Annotated in this window: 22 protein-coding genes and 1 pseudogene; 14 read left to right on the forward strand and 9 right to left on the reverse strand. The window is 59.4% G+C overall.

The annotated features are described in order from the left end of the window. Positions 1 to 20: 20 nt before the first annotated feature. Positions 21 to 815: a helix-turn-helix transcriptional regulator gene (locus tag ABLV64_RS14305; RefSeq protein ID WP_072500731.1), complete on the forward strand. Its 795-nt coding sequence runs from the start codon at positions 21 to 23 to the stop codon at positions 813 to 815. Here ABLV64_RS14305 and ABLV64_RS14310 read toward each other — a convergent pair. The 3 genes and pseudogenes from ABLV64_RS14310 to ABLV64_RS14320 form a co-directional block, all read right to left on the reverse strand. Next, positions 799 to 1245, reverse strand: a complete 447-nt coding sequence (locus ABLV64_RS14310; RefSeq protein WP_004203746.1) for a DUF441 domain-containing protein — start codon at positions 1243 to 1245, stop codon at positions 799 to 801. The genes ABLV64_RS14305 and ABLV64_RS14310 overlap by 17 nt on opposite strands. A 117-nt stretch (positions 1246 to 1362) precedes the next feature. Then, on the reverse strand, positions 1363 to 1863 hold the full coding sequence (locus ABLV64_RS14315) for a YbaK/prolyl-tRNA synthetase associated domain-containing protein (RefSeq protein WP_048294505.1): 501 nt from the start codon (positions 1861 to 1863) through the stop codon (positions 1363 to 1365). Positions 1864 to 1958: 95 nt separating this feature from the next. Continuing rightward, positions 1959 to 2115: pseudogene (locus ABLV64_RS14320) on the reverse strand (hypothetical protein). Between ABLV64_RS14320 and ABLV64_RS14325 the strand changes: the two are divergent. Beyond that, positions 2110 to 3246, forward strand: a complete 1137-nt coding sequence (locus ABLV64_RS14325; protein WP_165455567.1) for a glycosyltransferase family 9 protein — start codon at positions 2110 to 2112, stop codon at positions 3244 to 3246. The pseudogene ABLV64_RS14320 and the gene ABLV64_RS14325 sit on opposite strands and share 6 nt — an antisense overlap. Before the next feature lie 183 nt (positions 3247 to 3429). Here the strand turns inward: ABLV64_RS14325 and ABLV64_RS14330 are convergent, their stop codons facing one another. Further along, positions 3430 to 3672 (reverse strand): DinI family protein, encoded by a 243-nt coding sequence (locus ABLV64_RS14330; RefSeq protein WP_004203750.1) that lies wholly within the window; start codon positions 3670 to 3672, stop codon positions 3430 to 3432. 270 nt (positions 3673 to 3942) lie between these two features. On the opposite strand from ABLV64_RS14330, the gene ABLV64_RS14335 reads away from it, so the two are divergent. Then, entirely contained in the window at positions 3943 to 4362 is a 420-nt protein-coding gene (locus ABLV64_RS14335) for a translesion error-prone DNA polymerase V autoproteolytic subunit (protein ID WP_004203751.1), read from the forward strand. A gap of 2 nt (positions 4363 to 4364) precedes the next feature. Then, positions 4365 to 5630: a Y-family DNA polymerase gene (locus ABLV64_RS14340; protein WP_004203752.1), complete on the forward strand. Its 1266-nt coding sequence runs from the start codon at positions 4365 to 4367 to the stop codon at positions 5628 to 5630. Positions 5631 to 5636: 6 nt separating this feature from the next. Here the strand turns inward: ABLV64_RS14340 and ABLV64_RS14345 are convergent, their stop codons facing one another. Next, complete coding sequence (locus tag ABLV64_RS14345) at positions 5637 to 6542, reverse strand: LysR family transcriptional regulator (RefSeq protein ID WP_264923550.1); 906 nt, start codon at positions 6540 to 6542, stop codon at positions 5637 to 5639. A gap of 166 nt (positions 6543 to 6708) precedes the next feature. Here ABLV64_RS14345 and ABLV64_RS14350 point away from each other — a divergent pair, with 166 nt between their 5' ends. Next, positions 6709 to 7458: an SDR family oxidoreductase gene (locus ABLV64_RS14350; RefSeq protein ID WP_048323842.1), complete on the forward strand. Its 750-nt coding sequence runs from the start codon at positions 6709 to 6711 to the stop codon at positions 7456 to 7458. Between the two features lie 88 nt (positions 7459 to 7546). Here the strand turns inward: ABLV64_RS14350 and ABLV64_RS14355 are convergent, their stop codons facing one another. Then, positions 7547 to 8140, reverse strand: a complete 594-nt coding sequence (locus ABLV64_RS14355) for an ester cyclase (protein ID WP_043522480.1) — start codon at positions 8138 to 8140, stop codon at positions 7547 to 7549. A gap of 2 nt (positions 8141 to 8142) precedes the next feature. Next, positions 8143 to 9252 (reverse strand): alkene reductase, encoded by a 1110-nt coding sequence (locus ABLV64_RS14360; RefSeq protein ID WP_080935840.1) that lies wholly within the window; start codon positions 9250 to 9252, stop codon positions 8143 to 8145. 101 nt (positions 9253 to 9353) lie between these two features. Between ABLV64_RS14360 and ABLV64_RS14365 the strand changes: the two genes are divergently transcribed. The 8 genes from ABLV64_RS14365 (at position 9354) to ABLV64_RS14400 (ending at position 16602) form a co-directional block, all read left to right on the forward strand. Beyond that, a complete protein-coding gene (locus tag ABLV64_RS14365) occupies positions 9354 to 10262 on the forward strand; it encodes a LysR family transcriptional regulator (RefSeq protein ID WP_004203758.1) in 909 nt (302 codons plus the stop codon). Between the two features lie 123 nt (positions 10263 to 10385). Next, the gene (locus ABLV64_RS14370; protein WP_004203760.1) at positions 10386 to 11243 is read left to right on the forward strand and encodes a MurR/RpiR family transcriptional regulator; all 858 of its coding nucleotides are present in this window, start codon (positions 10386 to 10388) and stop codon (positions 11241 to 11243) included. Between the two features lie 128 nt (positions 11244 to 11371). Further along, entirely contained in the window at positions 11372 to 12700 is a 1329-nt protein-coding gene (locus ABLV64_RS14375; RefSeq protein ID WP_017898604.1) for an aspartate aminotransferase family protein, read from the forward strand. Then, a complete protein-coding gene (locus ABLV64_RS14380) occupies positions 12697 to 13251 on the forward strand; it encodes a hypothetical protein (protein WP_023317981.1) in 555 nt (184 codons plus the stop codon). The genes ABLV64_RS14375 and ABLV64_RS14380 overlap by 4 nt, the downstream gene beginning before the upstream one ends. Before the next feature lie 127 nt (positions 13252 to 13378). Next, positions 13379 to 14131: a glutamine ABC transporter substrate-binding protein GlnH gene (gene glnH, locus ABLV64_RS14385; protein WP_017898602.1), complete on the forward strand. Its 753-nt coding sequence runs from the start codon at positions 13379 to 13381 to the stop codon at positions 14129 to 14131. A gap of 51 nt (positions 14132 to 14182) precedes the next feature. Then, positions 14183 to 14839 carry a glutamine ABC transporter permease GlnP gene (gene glnP / locus ABLV64_RS14390; RefSeq protein ID WP_004203767.1) on the forward strand — a complete coding sequence of 219 codons (657 nt, stop codon included), beginning with the start codon at positions 14183 to 14185 and terminating at the stop codon, positions 14837 to 14839. Between the two features lie 2 nt (positions 14840 to 14841). Continuing rightward, positions 14842 to 15564: a glutamine ABC transporter ATP-binding protein GlnQ gene (gene glnQ / locus ABLV64_RS14395; RefSeq protein ID WP_004203768.1), complete on the forward strand. Its 723-nt coding sequence runs from the start codon at positions 14842 to 14844 to the stop codon at positions 15562 to 15564. 21 nt (positions 15565 to 15585) lie between these two features. After that, positions 15586 to 16602 carry a C45 family peptidase gene (locus ABLV64_RS14400; protein ID WP_080846966.1) on the forward strand — a complete coding sequence of 339 codons (1017 nt, stop codon included), beginning with the start codon at positions 15586 to 15588 and terminating at the stop codon, positions 16600 to 16602. Here ABLV64_RS14400 and ABLV64_RS14405 read toward each other — a convergent pair. Continuing rightward, positions 16599 to 17789: an MFS transporter gene (locus ABLV64_RS14405; RefSeq protein ID WP_108433035.1), complete on the reverse strand. Its 1191-nt coding sequence runs from the start codon at positions 17787 to 17789 to the stop codon at positions 16599 to 16601. The genes ABLV64_RS14400 and ABLV64_RS14405 overlap by 4 nt on opposite strands. Before the next feature lie 175 nt (positions 17790 to 17964). Between ABLV64_RS14405 and ABLV64_RS14410 the strand changes: the two genes are divergently transcribed. Continuing rightward, positions 17965 to 18846 (forward strand): LysR family transcriptional regulator, encoded by an 882-nt coding sequence (locus ABLV64_RS14410; RefSeq protein ID WP_211773575.1) that lies wholly within the window; start codon positions 17965 to 17967, stop codon positions 18844 to 18846. A gap of 71 nt (positions 18847 to 18917) precedes the next feature. On the opposite strand, the gene ABLV64_RS14415 is transcribed toward ABLV64_RS14410, so the two are convergent. Next, the gene (locus ABLV64_RS14415; protein ID WP_032425956.1) at positions 18918 to 19037 is read right to left on the reverse strand and encodes a hypothetical protein; all 120 of its coding nucleotides are present in this window, start codon (positions 19035 to 19037) and stop codon (positions 18918 to 18920) included. Positions 19038 to 19080: the final 43 nt, after the last annotated feature.

Raw genomic sequence — 19080 nt, forward strand, 5'->3', positions numbered from 1 at the left:
TATCGCTAATATCGGACAACATGATGATCGGACTGGGTCTGGATGGTTATGAACCGGACAGTGGCCACGAATCGGCCATTGCCTTTCGTATTCGGGTGGTGGAGGCGGAGCAGTATATTCCGGCGCATTCCCACCGTAAGGGGCAGCTGATCCTCGCCCTGCACGGCGCCTTAACCTGCGAGGTGGAGAACGCGATGTGGATGGTGCCGCCGCAGTATGCGGTGTGGGTCCCGGGGCAGCTTTCCCACAGTAACCGCGCCACCCCCGGCGCCCAGGTGTGCTTCCTGTTCATCGAGCCGGGCGCCGCGCCGATGCCGGACCGCTGCTGTACGTTAAAGATTTCCCCGCTGGTGCGGGAGCTGATCCTCGCCCTGGCGGAACGCGGCGGGGAGTCGCTGGCCGCCCCCGCCACGGCCCGGCTGGTGCAAGTTCTGTTTGATGAGCTGCCCCGTCAGCCGCAGGAGCACCTGCAGCTGCCGGTATCGAACCACCCGAAAATTCGCCAGATGGTGACGATGATGGCTGAGGATCCGGCGCGCTGGCAGACCCTGAACCAGTGGGCGGCGGAGTTCGCGATGAGCGAGCGCAATCTGGCGCGGCTGGTGGTGCGTGAAACGGGGCTGAGCTTTCGCCGCTGGCGCCATCAGCTGCAGCTGATCCTTGCACTGCAGCAGCTGATCCGCGGGCAGACGGTACAGCAGACGGCCCAGGCGCTGGGCTACGATTCCACCACCGCCTTCATCACCATGTTTAAGAAAGGGCTTGGGCAGACGCCGGGCCGCTATCACGGCAGCCTGGCTACGACTTCCCAATAAACAGCGAGATGATCCCGGCGGCAATCAGCGGCCCGACCGGGACGCCGCGAAACAGGGCGACGCCGAGCACCGTACCGACCAACAGCCCGGCCACCAGATGCGGCTGGGAGCCCATCAGCGAGACGCCGCGTCCGCCAAGCCACGAGACAAACACCCCGACCGCAATCGCCAGCAGCGATTTCCAGTTCATAAAGGAGTGGATCAGCGTCGATGGCGGCAGCGTGCCGCTGGCGATGGGCGCCATCACGCCGATAGTCAGAATGATGATCCCGACGGTCAGGCCCTGCTTCTCAATCCAGGGAAAGAAGGCGTTCAGCGGCGTGACGCGCACGATAATCAGCACGAGGATGGAGATTGCTACGGTGGTGTTATGACTGATAAAGCCGAGCGCCGCCAGACCCAGCAGGATCAACAGGGTGGTATCAAACATGTACAGAGGTCCTTGCCAAAAAAAGAATGCCAAAAAATATCCTGCTGACTCTACGCATCGTGGCGTGAATAAACAGGATTTTTACGCCATGCGGCGGAAATCAGGGCCGATGCCCGGTTAGCTAAGACGGCGAAAGGTCGCGATCTCCGGTCGGGCGATATGTAAATAGTCTTCGGTATCGAGAATGATCGATCGGTCCAGGCGCCCGGCGTTAAAGGCGATTTGTGGGAAGCGCTCAAACAGCAGCGGGTCGGCCACCAGCCGCAGCGCCGGATGGAAACTGAAGGGGGGAATGGCGCCGAACGCGCAGGCGGTGAGCGCTTCCACTTCCGCCGGGCTGGCCAGCGAGGCTTTGCTGCCGCCGATATGCCGGGCCAGGCTGGTGAGGTCGGCCTGCCGATCGGCGGCGAGGATCGCCAGCACATGCTGGTTGACGCCGTTTCCTTTGACTTTACAGACTAACGCTTTCGCGCCCTGGCCAAGCGCGGTGCCGCGGATCGCCGAGACGGCTTCGCACTGGCCGACCGCCTCGTGCGCCATCACCCGATAGCGCGCCTGATGTTCGTCGAGCAGCGCGCACAGCCGCTGATGGATATTACCTTCTACTGCTTCAAGCATAGCGTCCTCCTGACTTCATAAAGCAGCCAGCTTAGCGCTGTTGCGCCGGCCTGCCAACGGTGGGCCGGCAAATTCACTATTCACTCATTATTGCTTCACAGTGCTGTGGTGCAATCCCGCAGGGCTGGATGAGTTTTGTAAATAAAAAAAAGAATGATTTTCATTTTCAATCGAACTTTTTTTATTTCGCTCAGTCTCTATCGGACGACACAGAATATTAATGATTGCCGTAATGAGGTTAGGATGATGCACGATGCAACCATGCAGGGCTCCCCACGCAAGAAGTTTAATAAAATAAGGGAGCTCAACAGACGGCGAAATTACTTTACTAAGAAAGTACGTAATGCCCTGCGGGTGGGCGTGGCGAAAGCGCTCTGGGATCGCCGACGCCGTCAGCCGGTGGATTTGTCGTCCGCGAAAACCGTCTTACTGATGCGCAATGAGGGGGCGGTCGGCGATGTGGTGGTGGATTCCGCGCTGGTGAAATGCCTGCATCAGTCAGGCTATATCGTTGATTTCCTGCTGACGACCTCTAATAGCCAGGTGATGCGTTATAACCCGCGGATCCGCTATATTTATGAAGCTGAACCGGTTACGTCCGCCGATTTTTTGCGAAAATTTAATCATAACGTTCCCCGCGATGTTATTAATGAACTGGCTAATAATAAGTACGATATTATTATTGACCCTTCGCTGTTCGATATTCCCGTGCATCGCCTGCGGCTTTTCCGACAAATAAAAGCGAAATCGGTGCTCGGGTTTAATAAATGGCCGTCGATTAAGCATTATTCCCACTCTTTTGATTTTGATTGCCAGCGCTGGCACGTGACGAAAACGTTCGAGCTGATCGCCGATTATCTCAAACTGGACACCCGCGGGCTGGACGCTTACGACCTGGCGGTGCCCGGGCCGATTATGCAGGAGGTGGCGCAGTATCTGGCGTCGCTGAGCAGAAAAGCGGTAGTGATTAATATTTTTGCCGGCCATGGCGACCGCAGTCTCTCGCAGACGCAGTTGGCCGAACTGCTCGACAAGCTGCTGGCTCGCCATCCGGGGATCGCGGTTATTCTGCTCGATCACCGGCGTGAGATCCGCATCCCGCTGCCGCCGGAGGTGGTGATTAACCCATTTAACACGTTACACCATGCGATGGCGCTGATCGCCCTGGCGGAGCTGATTATCTCCCCGGACACCTCGGTGGTGCACATGGCGGCGGCGTGGAACAAACCGCTGATCGCGGTCTACAAGGACGTTCTGCTTAATAATCGGCTGTGGGCGCCGGGCTATGACAACGCCAGACAGATTATTGTTAAATGCGGGAAGGTGCATGAGCATCGCGAACTGGTGGATAAAATTATAGCGGCGCTACCGGAGACGCTGTGAGGGCGATGAGGAAAGGCCGGCAGGCATGCCCGGGAAGCTCACCTGCTGGCCGTATGCAAGAGCCAGCAGGTGAGCGAAGGTTGCATTGCCAGTCTGCAACCGCCGCTATTGTACTGTTGCCCGTGGCTCTGCCACATCCGGGAAAGCTCTTAAAGAGGGGGGCGCCGCGACTAACGGGCGGCATTACTCTTCAGTGAGCCACATGTCCGCCTCTTCAAACATCTCCTGCACCGTGCGGCTGATCAGCTCTTTTTCATGCTTGCTGGCGTCGGTGTTGATCGCCGGCAGCGTCATCATCGGCTTCACGCGCACTTCCGCCTCCGGGAAAATGCGCTGCATGCGTTTGGTCAGCTCGTTAAGAATGGTCTCTCTGGCGCCCGGCAGCCCGGCAAAATTGCGCTTGTCATAAATCAGTTCCACAAACATCTTCTGTCCTCTGTATGCTGATCGCGGGCGTTAGTTTTACTGTATTAATGTACAGTGTCAAGCGAATGCCGCGGCGCGGCGCATCTACCACCTTGCGCGGCGGGCGGGCTGCGCGCAAAAGCAGCAAACGGTTCGTGGGCGCTGAAGAGGAGCCCCATTGACATCAAGGAGTTATTTCAGTGCTGGCGATTGATAGCTGGAGCCGATATTGACCGGCAAAACAGGCAAAACTACTGTATATATATTCAGTATTATGTGGTGGGTTAAAAAATGAACTTTTACACGCCGGTTGAGCTACGTCAGATTGTCTCCTTTCCCTTTTTTGCCGACCTGGTGCAGTGCGGCTTTCCCAGCCCGGCCCAGGACTATGTCGAGAAGCGAATCGACCTCAACGAGCTGCTGGTGCAGCATCCCAGCGCGACCTATTTTGTCAAAGCCGCAGGCGACAGCATGATCAATGCCGGCATTGACGAAGGCGATCTGCTGGTGGTGGACAGCGCGCGTAAAGCGGAGCATGGCGATATCGTCATTGCCGCCGTCGGCGGCGAATTTACGGTAAAAAAGCTGCAACTTCTGCCCCGGGTGCAGCTTAACCCGATGAACCCGGCCTATTCGCCCATCGTGGTCGGCCGCGAGGAGACGCTCGATATTTTCGGCGTGGTGACCTACATCATCAAGGCAGCGGGTTGATCATGTTCGCGCACTGTGATGTGAACGCCTTTTATGCGAGCTGCCAGACCGCCTTCCGGCCAGACCTGAAGGGGCGGCCGGTGGTGGTGCTGTCGAACAACGATGGCTGTGTGATCGCCCGCTCGGCGGAGGCGAAGCCGTTTGTGAAAATGGGCGAACCCTACTTTAAGCAGAAGGCGGCGTTTCTTCGCCACGGCGTCGTGGCGTTCAGCAGCAACTATGAGCTGTACGCCGACATGTCCAACCGGGTAATGACCACCCTGGAAGAGCTCGCCCCGCGCTGCGAAATTTACAGTATCGATGAAGCCTTTTGCGATGTCAGCGGCGTGCGCCACTGCAAAGATCTGACCGACTTTGGCCGGGAAATCCGCGCCACGGTGCAGCAGCGCACCCATCTGACGCTGGGCGTCGGGATCGCCCCGACCAAAACCCTGGCGAAGCTGGCCAACCACGCGGCGAAGCAGTGGCAGCGGCAGACGGGCGGGGTGGTGGATTTATCCTGCCCGCAGCGGCAGCGGAAGCTGATGGCGCTGTTGCCGGTGAGTGAGGTCTGGGGCATCGGGCGGCGGATCGGTAAAAAGCTCGAGGCAATGGGGATCGGCACGGTACTCCAGCTGGCGGAGAGCGATATCCGCTTTATCCGCAAGCACTTCACGGTGGTGCTTGAGCGAACGGTACGGGAGCTGCGCGGCGAGCCTTGCCTGGCGCTGGAGGAGTTTGCTCCCGCTAAGCAGGAAATTATCTGCAGCCGCTCGTTCGGGGATCGCATTACGGCCTATGAGGATATGCGCCAGGCGATCTGCAGCTATGCCGCGCGGGCAGCAGAAAAGCTGCGCGGTGAGCATCAGTACTGCCGGTTCGTCTCCGCCTTTGTCAAAACCAGCCCCTTCGCGCTGAATGAACCCTATTATGGCAACAGCGCCTCACTGAAGCTGCTGACGCCGACGCAGGATTCCCGGGATATTATCGCCGCGGCGACAAACTGCCTGGACGCCATCTGGAAAGCGGGGCATCGCTATCAGAAGGCCGGGGTGATGCTCGGCGATTTCTACAGCCAGGGCGTCGCCCAGCTGAACCTGTTCGACGAGCTTGCCCCGCGGCAGAACAGCGCCAGGCTGATGCAGGTGCTCGACCAGCTGAATGCGAAAAACGGCAGGGGGGCGCTCTATTTTGCCGGCCAGGGGGTCCAGCAGCAGTGGCAGATGAAGCGAGAGATGCTATCGCCGCGCTACACCACGCGATACGGCGACCTGCTCCGCGTCAGATAACGCGCGCTATCCCTGCACCGCAGACGGAAAAACCGCCGCCAGCCAGTCAATAAAGACGCGGAGCCGGGGCGGGACGTGCCGGTGCCGGGCATAGACAACGTGAAAAGGATAGGGGGCCGGGCGCCAGGCGCTGAGGATCTCCACCAGCTCGCCGCTCGCCAGCGCCGGTTTCAGCGAATAGGTAAAGGTCTGCACAATGCCTAAGCCTGCCTCGCCGGCGGCAATATGCGCGTTGCTCTCATTGATGCCGAGATGGTGCTCCGTCTTCAGCTCGGTGCTGACGCCGTGACGGGCAAAACGAAACGGAAACGCTCTGCCGCTGGTCGGCGACAGGTAGCTGATGAGCCGGTGGCCATGGTTCAGTTCATCCGGTGAGGCGGGCGTACCATAGCGCTGAAGATAGCCCGGGGTGGCGCAGGTAACCAGCGCCGCCTCGCCGATTTTACGGGCGATCAGCGTCGAGTCTTCCATCGGTCCGCCGCGGATGGCGCAGTCAATATTGCCGCCGATCAGGTCCGAGGGCTTATCGGCCACTTGCAAATCGATACGGATATCCGGCCAGGTGGTCATAAAGTCCGCCAGCAGCGGGATCAGCACATCGCGCGCGGTCGACCCGCCGATGGCGATCCGCAGATGGCCCTTTGGCTTATTGCGGGCGGTATTGAAGGCGGCGTCGATCTCTTCCAGGTCTTCCAGCAGGCGCCGGGCCTTTTCATAGTATTCCCGTCCTTCCGGCGTCACGGTGATACGCCGCGTAGTGCGCTGCAGGAGAGAAACCCCAAGATGCGCCTCCAGTTGCTGAATGGTTTTGCTGAGGGTGGCGTTGGGCATATTCAGCGAGTCCGCGGCGCGGGTAAAGCTGCCGGCTTCGACAACGCGGGTGAAGGCTTTAAGAGCTGAAAACCGGTCCATTATTCGCTTTATCCTGGTTACTGGAGGTGATTATCCACCGAGGGGAAGAGTGTTTTTCAGATTAGGCCATTTTTCCGCCTCGCCGGGACGATTACAGTGCTTTCCATACCCGGCGGAGCGCTTTCGCGAGCCTGGCCTGTTTATACTCTAACCAAGGAAATGCACCATGAGCAAAAAACTTGCGGATAAAGTGGCGTTAGTCACCGGCGGCAGCGCCGGGATTGGCCTGGCGTCGGCGAAAGCGCTGGCGGAGCAGGGCGCGAAGGTGTACATCACCGGCCGCCGTCAGGAGGAGCTGGATGCGGCGGTAAGATTCATCGGACCCGCCGCCCGCGGGATCCGCGCTGATGCCGGCGTGTTAAGCGACCTTGACGCGGTATTCGCGACCATTGCCGACGAGTCCGGCCGGCTGGATGTACTGTTCGCCAATGCCGGCGGCGGAGACATGCTGCCGCTCAGCGCCGTTACCGAAGCGCACGTTGAGCGGATTTTTGCCACTAATGTGCGCGGGGTGGTGTTCACCGTGCAGAAAGCGCTGCCGCTGCTCACCGACGGCGCCTCGGTGATTTTGACCGGCTCTACGGCGGCGGTAAAAGGGACGGCTAACTTCAGCATCTATAGCGCCAGTAAGGCCGCAGTACGCAGCCTGGCGCGCTCCTGGGCGCTGGAGGTTAGCGACCGCGGGATCCGCATCAATGTGGTCAGCCCGGGGCCGGTACGTACCCCGGGTCTGGGAGGGCTGGTGGCGGAGGCGGATCGCCAGGGCTTGTTCGATGCTCTGGCCGCCGGCGTACCGCTCGGGCGGCTGGGCGAGCCGGAGGAGATTGGCCGGACGGTGGTGTTTTTAGCGTCGGATGAGTCGAGCTTTATTAACGCCGCAGAGATCTATGTCGACGGCGGGCTGGCGCAAATCTAAGCGCCGGCTGACGCCAGGCGAGTCGTCCCAGCGGAGACCGGGGCGGCTCGCCGTGTTGGCGATCGCTGACGCACCGTCCGGAGGCAGCTTATTGCGCGCCCAGCTGTTTCATCAGCGTCAGGTTATCTTCAATATGCCAGTTGGCGGTAATTTTACCGCCGCGGATCTGATAGATATCGGTGGCGATAAAATCGATATTTTGTCCCTTACCCTGCCGGGTGCCGAAGGTCCCGGTAAAGTGGCCATGAAAATGTAAGTGTGAGACCACCCGGTCACCGGCCACGATCATTTGTTCGACATCACAGCGTAAATCCGGCACCGCCTGGCGAAACGCTCTGGAGGCGAGGATCGCTCCTTCCGGCCCCTGTCGGCGGCCTTCCGGGGGCGTTTTATCGATAAAATTCTTCGCCAGCGCCGCCCGGGCCAGCGCGGCATCACCGGTATTCCAGAACGTGGCATACTGCCTGGCGACATATTCATTGGCGGCGCGAGTGGCCGCGGGAAGGCTGCCGTCAGCGATGAGTTGCGCCGGCTTCAGCAGATCCTGTTGGGCTGCATACGCGGAGCCGGACATTGCGACAAGCAGCAGCGCGGTGGCGCAGCGACGGCGAATGAGGCCGCGTCTGGCCAGCGTGCGGGCAACCGCGACACCACGGCCGGCAGGTAACATTTTGCGGGTCATTTTCACTCTTTATGCTCCGTATAGAAGGGATAGTCGGTATAGCCCGCCGCCGTGCCGCCAAACAGCGTACCGGGATCGCTGACGGTCGCCAGCGGCCAGCGGTGCAGAAGCCGCTGCGGCAGGTCGGGATTGGCAATAAACGGCCGGCCGAAAGCCACGAGGTCGGCGAGACCGGCGTCAAGAATGCGCTCCGCCTTCTGCTGATCGTAATTCCCGGCCACGATCAGCGTGCCGCTGAAGGTCGCGCGCAGCGCGTCGCGGAAGCGTCGGGGAACGGCTGGGGCATCGTCCCAGTCCGCCTCCGCCAGATGGATAAAGGCGATGCCCTGCTGTTCGCACCAGGCCGCCAGGGCAAGGATGGCATCGATCACCTGCGGGTCATTCATCCCGCGCTGGGTAATGAAGGGGGAAAGGCGGATGCCCGTCCGCTCGCGGCCGATTGCGTCGCCGATGGCGGTCAGCACCTCCTGGGCAAAACGGATCCGGTTGTTCAGGCTGCCGCCGTACTCATCGGTACGCTGGTTGGCGGTCCGCCGCAGGAACTGGTCGATCAGATAGCCATTGCCGCCGTGTACTTCCACGCCGTCAAACCCCGCCGCGATCGCATTGCGCGCCGCCTGACGGTAATCGGCGACAATACGCTGGATATCCGACCGGGAGAGCGCCCGCGGCGGTGAACAGTCCACCATCTGGCCCCGGCCCTGCTCATCCACCACCCAGACCTGGGCGTCCGGCGCCAGCGCCGAGGGGGCCACGGGTTGACCATCCGCATGAAAACGGGCGTGCGACATGCGTCCCACGTGCCATAGCTGAGAAAAAATAACGCCGCCGGCCTGATGTACGGCTCGGGTCGTCAACTGCCAGCCGGCAATCTGGTCTGCGGAATGCAGGCCGGGCGTCCAGGAATATCCCTGTCCCTCGGGAGATATTTGCGTCGCTTCCGTAACGATCAATCCCGCGCTGGCGCGCTGGCGGTAATACTCCGCCATCAGCGCGGAGGGGATATTTCCCGGCTGCAGCGCGCGCGCCCGGGTCATGGGAGCCATGACGATACGGTTTTTCAGCGGCAGCGTACCGATGCGATGACGATCAAAAAGTGAGAGCGTGTTCATAGTGGTGTCCCTTGCGAAGTGGAATGGAAATCACTTTACAGTCGGGAGCTGATTTTGATAATTAGACGAAAAATAGATTCACTTTTCGGGATATACGAAAAATGGGCAAGCTGGAAGATATGGCGCTGCTGGTGGCAGTCGCCGAAGCGGGGGGACTCTCCGCCGCCGGCAGACGGTTGTCACTTTCGCCGGCCACCATGACGGCCCGCCTGAAGGCGATGGAAGAGCGTTACCAGACCCGCCTGTTCCATCGCTCCACGCGCGCTATCACCCTGACCAACGCGGGGGAAGATTTTTATCATGCCGCGCGGCGCGTACTGGAGGAGGCGCGCCACGCCGAGTCGTTGCTGACGCAAAAAGAGGGCGTCCTGAGTGGCGATATTCGCCTTTCCGCCCCCTCCGACTTTGGCCGACAATACCTTAGCCCGGCCATCGTCGACTTTACCCGCCGTCACCCGGAAGTGACCTTTTCCGTCTACTTAGGCGAGCGCGTGGAGGATCTGGTCGCCAACCGGCTGGATATGAGCATTCGCGTCGGTAATCTGCCGGACAGCAGCCTGGCCATCCGCCACATCCGTCCTAACCACCGGGTGCTGGTGGCCTCGACGGCTTACCTTGCCGCCCGTGGAACGCCGGCTTCGCCCGAGGCGCTGCATCATCACCGCTGCCTGGCGCTGGAGCGGCATGGTGTGGTGATGAACGAGTGGCGCTTTGAGGAGGCGGGAAAAGAGCAGATCATCCGGGTGACGCCGGCGATGGTCTGCGACGATGGGGCGCTGCTGCGGCAGTGGGCGCTCAGCGGGTCGGGGATCGCCGGTAAATCATGGTGGGATGTGAAGAGGGATGTCGAGGAGGGGCGGCTTCAGGTGCTGTTTGCCGATCGCTTCACCGGATTTAGCCCTTTAGACCGCAAGGAGGTTGGGCTGCAGTTTGTCTTTCCCCAGCGAAAGCTGCAACCGCCGCAGGTGTCGGCGTTTATGGCGTTTTTTATCGACTGGCTGGAGAAGTGACGGGCAGGCGGTTCGCCATGCTCAGGAGCGCAAAGGATGGCCCCCGGGTGTTAGACCAGCCTATAGAGTCTTGATCTCAAATATGATTAGATAGCTTTCACTTAAAACCAGTCAGTGGCTGCCATGAATCTCAGGGAAAAAATCATTAATGAATTCGGCGGGTTGTCGCCCGAGCTGCAACGCGCCGCCGAGTTCTCACTGCAAAATGCCAGTCAGCTGGTGGTGTTATCAATGCGTGCCTTCGCGGCGGAAGCCGGGGTAAAACCGGCGACGCTGCTGCGTCTGGCGCAGCGGCTGGGCTACCGCGGCTGGAGCGAGCTGAAAAGTGATTTCATTGACGATCTGGGGCTGCGCAATGATACATACGTATCAAAAGCGGAAAAAATGATGGCCCGCGGGACGCAAACGCAGCTGTATAAAGAGGTTTTTCAGGCGCATCAGGCGAATCTGACCTTTACGCAAAATGAAAATGCCCAGGAGATGGAGCAGGCGGTGACCTTGCTCGATAGCGCGGAGAATGTCTATATCTGCGGATTCCGCGCCAGCTTTCCGATCGCGTGGTCGCTGTTCTATGTCTATCGACTGTTTAACCGCCAGGTGTCATTGATCGATGGCCTGGCCAGCAATATCGAAGTTTTTACCCGCGAACTAACCGCCCGGGACTGCGTCTTACTCACCAGCTTTGCTCCCTATTCACGCGAATCACTGGATGTTTTACAGGCAGCCCGGCAGGCCGGGGCGAAGATCCTCGCCATTACCGACTCGCCGGTTTCCCCCTTAGCGCAGGCGGCAGACTGCACGCTGCTGTTCTCCATCGACAGTCCGTCATTTTTCCCTTCCGTGGTCTCCGGCATGGGCCTGGCGGAGTGCCTGCTGGCGATGCTGGTGGTGCGCCACGGTCGGGAGGCGGTGAGTAAAATTGAAAATGCCGAACGCTATCTTATTGAGTCTGGCGCCTACGTGATCCCCGGTAAGTCCTGATAAATGATTCAAATGTATCAATTATAAGAATAACGGATGCATTTATATCTTTAATTCGTTGACGTGATCCAAATGGATCCTGCAAGATACGCTCAATTCATGTAGCGGATTCAGGAGCAGAACCCAGTATGAGTCATGTCATTCACCGCAGCCTGCGTAGCACGCCGATGGTGGCTTCACGTGCGCAAGGGGCCTATATCTTTGATGCCCAGGGAAAACCGTATCTTGATGCCTGCGGCGGGGCGGCGGTTTCCTGCCTCGGACACGCGCATCCTGATGTGCTGGCGGCGATGCACCGCCAGATCGATCGGCTGGCCTATGCGCATACCAGCTTTTTCACCAGCGATGCCGTCGAGCAGCTTGCCGAACATCTCACCCGCACGGCGCCCGGCGAGCTTAACTACGCCTACTTTGTCTCGGGCGGTTCTGAGGCGGTAGAGACAGCGCTGAAGATGGCGCGGCAGTACTTTGTGGAGATCGGCCAGCCATCGCGCACCCGCTTTATCGCCCGTAAACAGAGCTATCACGGCAATACGCTGGGCGCGCTGGCGGTGGGGGGGAACGAATGGCGCCGTCGTCAGTTTGCTCCCTTATTAATGGATGTTATCCGCGTCTCCGCCTGCAATGAGTACCGCGATCGCCGGGCTGACGAGACCCAACAGCAATATACCGAGCGCCTGCTTAATGAGCTGGAGCAAGCCATCCTTGAGGCCGGCCCGGAAACGATCATCGGTTTCTGTGCCGAAACCGTGGTGGGGGCGACGACGGGAGCCACGCCGCCGACGCCGGGCTATCTGCAAGGGGTCCGCCGCCTGTGCGACAAATACGGCATCCTGTACATCGCGGATGAGGTGATGTGCGGTATGGGGCGGACCGGGACGCTGCATGCGTTTGAACAGGATGACGTGGTGCCCGATTTAGTGACCATCGCCAAAGGACTCGGCGGAGGCTATCAGCCGATTGGGGCGGTGCTGGCGAGTGAGACTATCGTCTCCGCGCTAAAGGCGGGCAGCGGGTTGTTCCAGCATGGTCACACTTACATTTGTCATGCCACCGCCGCGTCGGCAGCCCTGGCGGTGCAGCAAGTGATCGCGCGGGATAATTTGCTGGACGCCGTCAAACAGCAGGGCGCCTATCTGCACAAGGCGCTGCGCGAGGTGCTGGGGGAGTTACCGCATGTCGGTGATACGCGCGGACGCGGCCTGTTTGCGGGGGTCGAGCTGGTGCGTGATAAAGACGACAAAACGCCGTTCGATCCTTCCCTGAAGCTGCACGCTGCGATCAAAGCAAACTGCATGGCGCGTGGACTGATGGTCTATCCCATGGGCGGCACCATCGATGGCCAGTCTGGCGACCACATTCTGATTGCACCGCCGTTTATCATCACCCCGGCGCAGCTCGATTTTGTGGTCGATACCCTGAACTGCGTGATCCGTGAAGAGACGGGGAAATTATGAGCAATCGTTTACCGCCCCTGGCGGAACAGGAATGGGACGTTCAGCAGCGTCAGTTAGCGGAAGAGATTATCAACGGACCGCGCGGCGCCTTGCTGCCGCCCTTTGAACCGCTGCTGAGGAGCCCCGAGCTGATGGCCCATGCCCAGCGTATGGGGGAGTACCTGCGCTATCGCAGCGCGCTGGGCCAGCGTCTTTCTGAACTGGCGATTTTGCTGACCGCGCGGCACTGGTCGCAGCCGGTTGAGTGGGCGATCCATGCGCCGATAGCACGCGAGAAGGGGATTGCTGCCGCGGCGGTGCAGGCGATTAAGGAAAGGCGCCGGCCCGTGGATCTCCGGCCCGATGAGCAGACGGTCTATGACTTCTGTCAGCAGCTGCATCAACAGCAAAAGGTCAGCGATGAGACCTGGCAGCAAGCCATTGAGTTATGGGGCGAGAAGGGCGTGGTGGATCTGATTGGAATAAACGGTTATTACAGTTTTCTCTCCATGGTGATGAACAGCGCCCAGACGCCAGCACCGGCTACCTCTGACTCTCTGTTTTCTGCATAAGTTATCGTTTTTATTCGGGCGCATAAAACTGCGCCCGGTATATCAGCTCTTGTTATTGGTTCTTCCGGCGAGATATTTCGCAGGGTGACGTTCGTTGTAGGCTATTTCACTGACGCTGAGGGTAATTATGAGTGGATTATTTAAGAAATTAAAGCTGACGCTGGCATTAGTTATTTGTTCAGCCAGTTTTGTTACAGCAGCAGAAGATAAAATAACGGTGGGTGTCGATACTGCCTTTGTTCCATTTGAATTTAAACAAGGCGATAAATATGTCGGCTTTGATATCGATCTGTGGGACGCGATTGCGAAGAAAATGCATATCAGCTACGAATTAAGGCCGATGGATTTCGGCGGCCTGATCCCCGGTCTGCAGTCGCGTAATCTGGACGTGGCGATGGCGGGAATAACGATTACCGATGCGCGCAAGCAGGTCGTGGACTTCAGTGAAGGATATTATAATGCTGACCTGTTAATAGCCGTGAAAAGTACCGACAATTCCATTGTTAAATTCAGTGATTTGACCGGGAAAAAAGTCGGCCTTAAGCAGGGGACGGCGGCAGCCAGCTTTATGAAAAGCAAATATAAAGCGAATTACATCGAGTTCCCGAATATCGATAACGCTTACCTTGACCTGCAGGCCGGTAATCTCGATGCCGTCGTTCATGATTCGCCGAATGTCCTTTACTACGTGAAGACGGCGGGTAATGGCAAGGTCAAATCCACTGGTGAGACGGACAGCATTCTGCCACAGCAGTATGGCTTTGCGATGCAGAAAAACAGCAGCCTGACGCCAAAAGTCAACCAGGCCCTGCAGGCCCTGCGCGCCGATGGTACCTACGACAAGATTTACGTAAAGTGGTTTGCTAAACAGCCGAAATAACCCTGCCAGGTCGGAGCGATCCGACCTCATATTTTCTTTACGGGTAGAAGCATGAACTTTGACAGTCGCTATATTTGGGATGCATTGCCGCTGCTGATGCAAGGCTTGCAGCTGACGCTAATTATTTCGTTATCAGGTTTGTTAGGTGGATTAATCATTGGTTTGCTGGCCGGGACCTGCCGCGCATTAGGTGGGACAATATCCAAAACGGTATCGCTGGTGTTTGTGGAATTAATCCGCGGGACGCCAATTATGGTGCAGGTGATGTTTATTTACTTCGCCCTGCCGATGGTGTTGCCGGTGCGTATTGACCCGGTTCCTGCCGCCATTATCACCATTGTGATTAACTCCGGGGCTTATATAGCGGAGATCACCCGGGGCGCGATTCTGTCGATCAATAAAGGATTTAAAGAAGCCAGCCTGGCGATGGGATTATCGCCGCGCAGCACCCTGTGGCATGTCATTATGCCGCTGGCTTTTCGGCGGATGATCCCGGCATTAGGCAATCAATGGATTATCAGTATTAAAGATACGTCGCTGTTTATTGTGATTGGCGTGGCAGAATTAACCCGTCAGGGACAAGAGATTATTGCCGGCAACTTTCGGGCGCTGGAGGTGTGGACGGCGGTGGCGATGATTTATCTGTTTTTGACATTGTGCCTGAGCTTCCTGCTAAAACAAGTTGAGAAAAGGATCCATATTTTATGAGCATGGTTGAATTTAGCGCGGTGGCGAAAAACTTCGGCGCCACTCAGGTGCTGCACGATATCAATTTAAAGATTGAAGCGGGCGAGGTGGTGGTGATCATCGGTCCTTCCGGCTCGGGAAAATCGACCCTGCTGCGTTGTATTAACAAGCTGGAAGAGATCTCCTCGGGCACGCTGCTGGTGGCGGGCATGCATATTACGGATCCGCACGCGAATGAGTGTGATATTCGCCGCGAAGCCGGTATGGTGTTTCAACAGTTTCATTTGTTCCCGCATCTGACCGCCCTGGAGAATGTCATGTTCGGTCCGCTTCGCGTGCGCAAGCAGAGCAAGGCCACAGCGCGGGAGCAGGCGCTGGCGTTGCTGGATCGCGTGGGGCTGCGTGAACGCGCTAACCACTATCCTGCCGAGCTCTCGGGCGGTCAGCAGCAGCGTGTGGCGATAGCTCGCGCCCTGGCGGTGAAACCCAAAATGATGTTATTTGATGAGCCAACATCCGCCCTCGATCCTGAACTGCGGCATGAGGTGTTAAAGGTCATGCGCTCGCTGGCCGAAGAGGGCATGACGATGGTGATTGTGACCCATGAGATTGGCTTTGCCAGAGAGGTGGCTTCCCGGTTGATTTTTATTGATGGCGGCACTATTGCCGAAGATGGTTCACCTGAGGCGCTGCTCACGGCCAGCAGCAATCCGCGTCTGCAAGAGTTTTTGCAACACGTATCCTGAACATAAGTGAATAATGACAATATGAAAACAATCGCAATCCGAGGTTCCGCTTTTGCGGTCGGTCAGCAGCTTGGCGCGTTTGGTCGTGAGGCCTGGCAGACAAAAATCAGGCAAACGGCGCTGTGGCAAACGGTGGCCGCCCTGAAAACGACGGAACAGACCCAGCGCATGCGCGCAGCCGTGCAGGCTCAGTTCCCGCTGATCTGGCAGGAGCTGGAGGGCATGGCGGAGGGGCTGCAGGCGCCGGTGGATGAGGTGTTCGCCTGGAACTGTCGCGGCGATCTGGTGCGTTCGACGTCGGATGGCTGCACCACTCTGGCGGGGAGAAGCGCAGAGGGCGAGTTGATCATTGCGCACAATGAAGACGGCTTCCCGCAGCTGCGTGAAGACTGCGCCATCGTCAGCATAACCCCGGACGTGGGCCTCGCCTTTACCAGCTTCGCCTATCCCGGCTCCCTGTGCGGACATACCTTCGCAGTGAATGAGAAGGGGATAGTCAATACGGTCAACAATATTCGCGCCGTGCATCGTCCGGACGGGATGCCGCGCCAGATTCTGGCCCGCGCCTCGCTGAACGCCACCACCTTAGAGGAAGCCGTCACTCTGCTGAGCGCCACGCCTCGCGCGGGCGCGTTTCACCACATCCTGGGCCAGATGGGCGATAGCCGTCTGTTTAGCGTGGAAGCCACCGGCTCCGGCAGCTCGGTGCTCGCGTTGTCCGCCACCAGCGGGCATGCCAACCATCTGATCCATCCCCAGCTTGCGGCTATTGAACAGATCGTGACCTGCAGCTCCGGCTCGCGCCAGCGGCGCCTGGACGCGTGGCTGGCGACGAACCCGCCGCTGGATGGCGTGACAGCGAAAGCGATGCTCTCCGACCAGCAGGATCCGTTGTTACCGATTTACCGGCTGTCTCCCGACGATCCGGATGAGGAAAATACGCTGGCGACGGCCATTTTTACCTTGAGCGCGACCCGCGTCGTGTGGCAGGTCTTCACGCTGGACCGTGAAAACGCGGTTTTACAGGGCAGCGTTTAGCGGCCTGAGGGCGCTTTCAGCAGAGCGATCAGCAGCGTACTGCCCACCATGATCCCCGCCGCCAGCCACACCATTCCCGACAGGCCAGCTGAGGCGATCAGCTGGCCGCCGACAAGCGCCCCGGTGCCGATGGCGGCATTAAAAATGGCCACGTAAATGGCTGACGCCGGCTGGGCGACCGCGCCCGCGCTGCGCAGTAGCCAGGTCTGTAAGCCGACGAACACAATCGCGATGCCGGCGCCCCACAGGGCTAACAGTAGCCCGCTAAAACAGAATGGCAGTGGCGCAAAACGGGCGGTGCCAAGGATCGCCAGCGCGCCCCCGCTCAGCAGCAGCGCAGCGAAAATCAGCCCCTTCAGATGACGATCGATGAGCTTCCCCGCGATAACGTTACCCAGCAGCCCGGAAACCCCTGACAGCAGCAGCAGGCCGGAGAGGGCGGTCGTCGGGACTCCCTGCAGATTTATCAGCAGCGGTTCAATGTAGGTGAAGGCGGCAAAGTGAGCGGTAATGATGCAGGCCGTGGCGCCATACAGGCCACCGAGCAGCGGATTGCGGAAAATATCACGATAAACGCGCAGCCTGACGGGGGCTGGGGCGGCCAGCGCGGGCAGCGTCGAGCACAGCACCGCAGCGGCGGCCAGTGACAGCAAGGCCATCGCCATAAACGCGTATCGCCAGCCCGCCAGGGTGGCGATAAAGCTCGCCAGCGGCACCCCCACTACGCTTGCCGCCGACACGCCGCCAAAAATGATCGCCGTGGCCAGCCCCAGCCGGTGCGGCGGCACCAGCTGCGCGGCGACGATGCCAATTAAGGCCCAGAAGGCGCCATGCGCCAGGGCGCCAATCATGCGGGCGCTCATCAGGGCGAACATCGAATAAGACCGGGTTGCGGCGAGGCAGGAAAGCGCGAGGATCAGCATCAGCCCGACCAGCAGCGCCTTGCGGGAAATACGCGCCGGCATCGCGCCGGAAAGCAGAGCCGCCAGGGCGCCCACCCAGCCATAGGCGGTGACGGCGAGACCCATGCCAGATTCAGTCTGGTGAAAATCCGCCGCCAGGGCGCTGAGCATGCCCACCGGCGCCAGTTCGCTGGTGACGATTGAAAAGGCGCAGATCCCGAGCGCAACGACGGCTATCCAGACGCGCGCCGGCGCCGGGTGGAGGGGTAAAGCAATCTCTTTCATATCAGGCGTATCCTTAGGAAAGGAGCGTTCCGCGCGGTACACGGACGTTCAGGTGAGGAGAGAGCAGGCGACCGGATGGCCTGGTTGTCTCCGCGAGTGGCGTGCAGTATCATCCCTGCGAAACTGATAAAAAAGAGTGGAAAACGGATAGCCGTTTTCCATAAATGGAAAATAGATGACTGCAGAATTTAACTGGGATGATGCGCGCATATTCCTCGCCATCGCCCGGGCGGGAACGCTGAGCGGCGCCGCCGACAAGCTTAACATGGGCATTGCCACGGTCTCCCGTCGGCTGGATCGGCTGGAGCAAGCGTTGAACGTTCCGCTCTTCAGCCGCCATCAGAGCGGCTATCGCCTGACCGATGATGGCGAAGCCCTGCTCGCGCGGGCCGAGGCGCTGGAATACGCAGGCCTGGCGTTTGGCGAAGCGGCGCAACTGCAGGGGCATGTCGCCGGGGTTGTCCGCCTGGCCACCTCGGATAACCTGGCCACGCATTTTATTCTGCCCTCCCTGAAAGGGCTCCTGGACCATTATCCCGAGCTGCGGGTGGAGGTGCTGAGCGGCGTGCAGCCGGTGAACCTGCACCGTCGGGATGCCGATCTGGCGATCCGCATGGTCAAGCCTGAGGCCGGGCATTTGACGTTAAAGCGACTGGGGACGGTGGGGTTTGGCGTCTATGGCGCCGCCGGCTATCTGGCCGGTGCGGACGGCCTGTCGCTGAGCGAGGCGGACTTTGTGGGGTGGCCGGAAACTCACCAGCACCTGCCGGCCGCCCAATGGATCGCGCGCACCCTGCGCGGCCGGCCGTGTAAAGTCGAAGCCAATACGCTCGTGGCCCAGGTTTCCGCGGTATCCGCGGGCCTCGGACTGGGCGTTCTGCCGCACTTTATGGCGCGGGCCAGCGGCCTGGAGTGCCTGCAGCCGGAGATCGGCGCGGATCAGACTCTCTGGCTGGTGATGCATTCCGACCTGGCCGGGTCCAGACGCGTGCGGGTTATCGCCGACCATCTCATCACCCTCTTTGCGGCCCATCAAGATCGGCTGGCGATGCCCTGAAGGGGCGCGGCTTGGGCGTGTAGCGATACGACTGCCCGAGGCTGACGAGCCACGATTTTTTTCCGCGCCAGCTAACAGCGATACTCGCCGCGCAATATTCGGCCCAATGCTGCTCCGCAGTCAAAAATAGTGCAGAGTGAGAGGATATCCCCGTCCGGCAAAATAATTTTGTGTTGTGGCCAGCGCCGCATTGTTGCGCTCCCCCAGAAATGCCTGTCGATGTTAGGGTGAGAT

It is taken from the genome of Klebsiella sp. JB_Kp031, assembly GCF_040064295.1.
In the GTDB taxonomy this organism is placed as follows: domain Bacteria; phylum Pseudomonadota; class Gammaproteobacteria; order Enterobacterales; family Enterobacteriaceae; genus Klebsiella; species Klebsiella quasipneumoniae.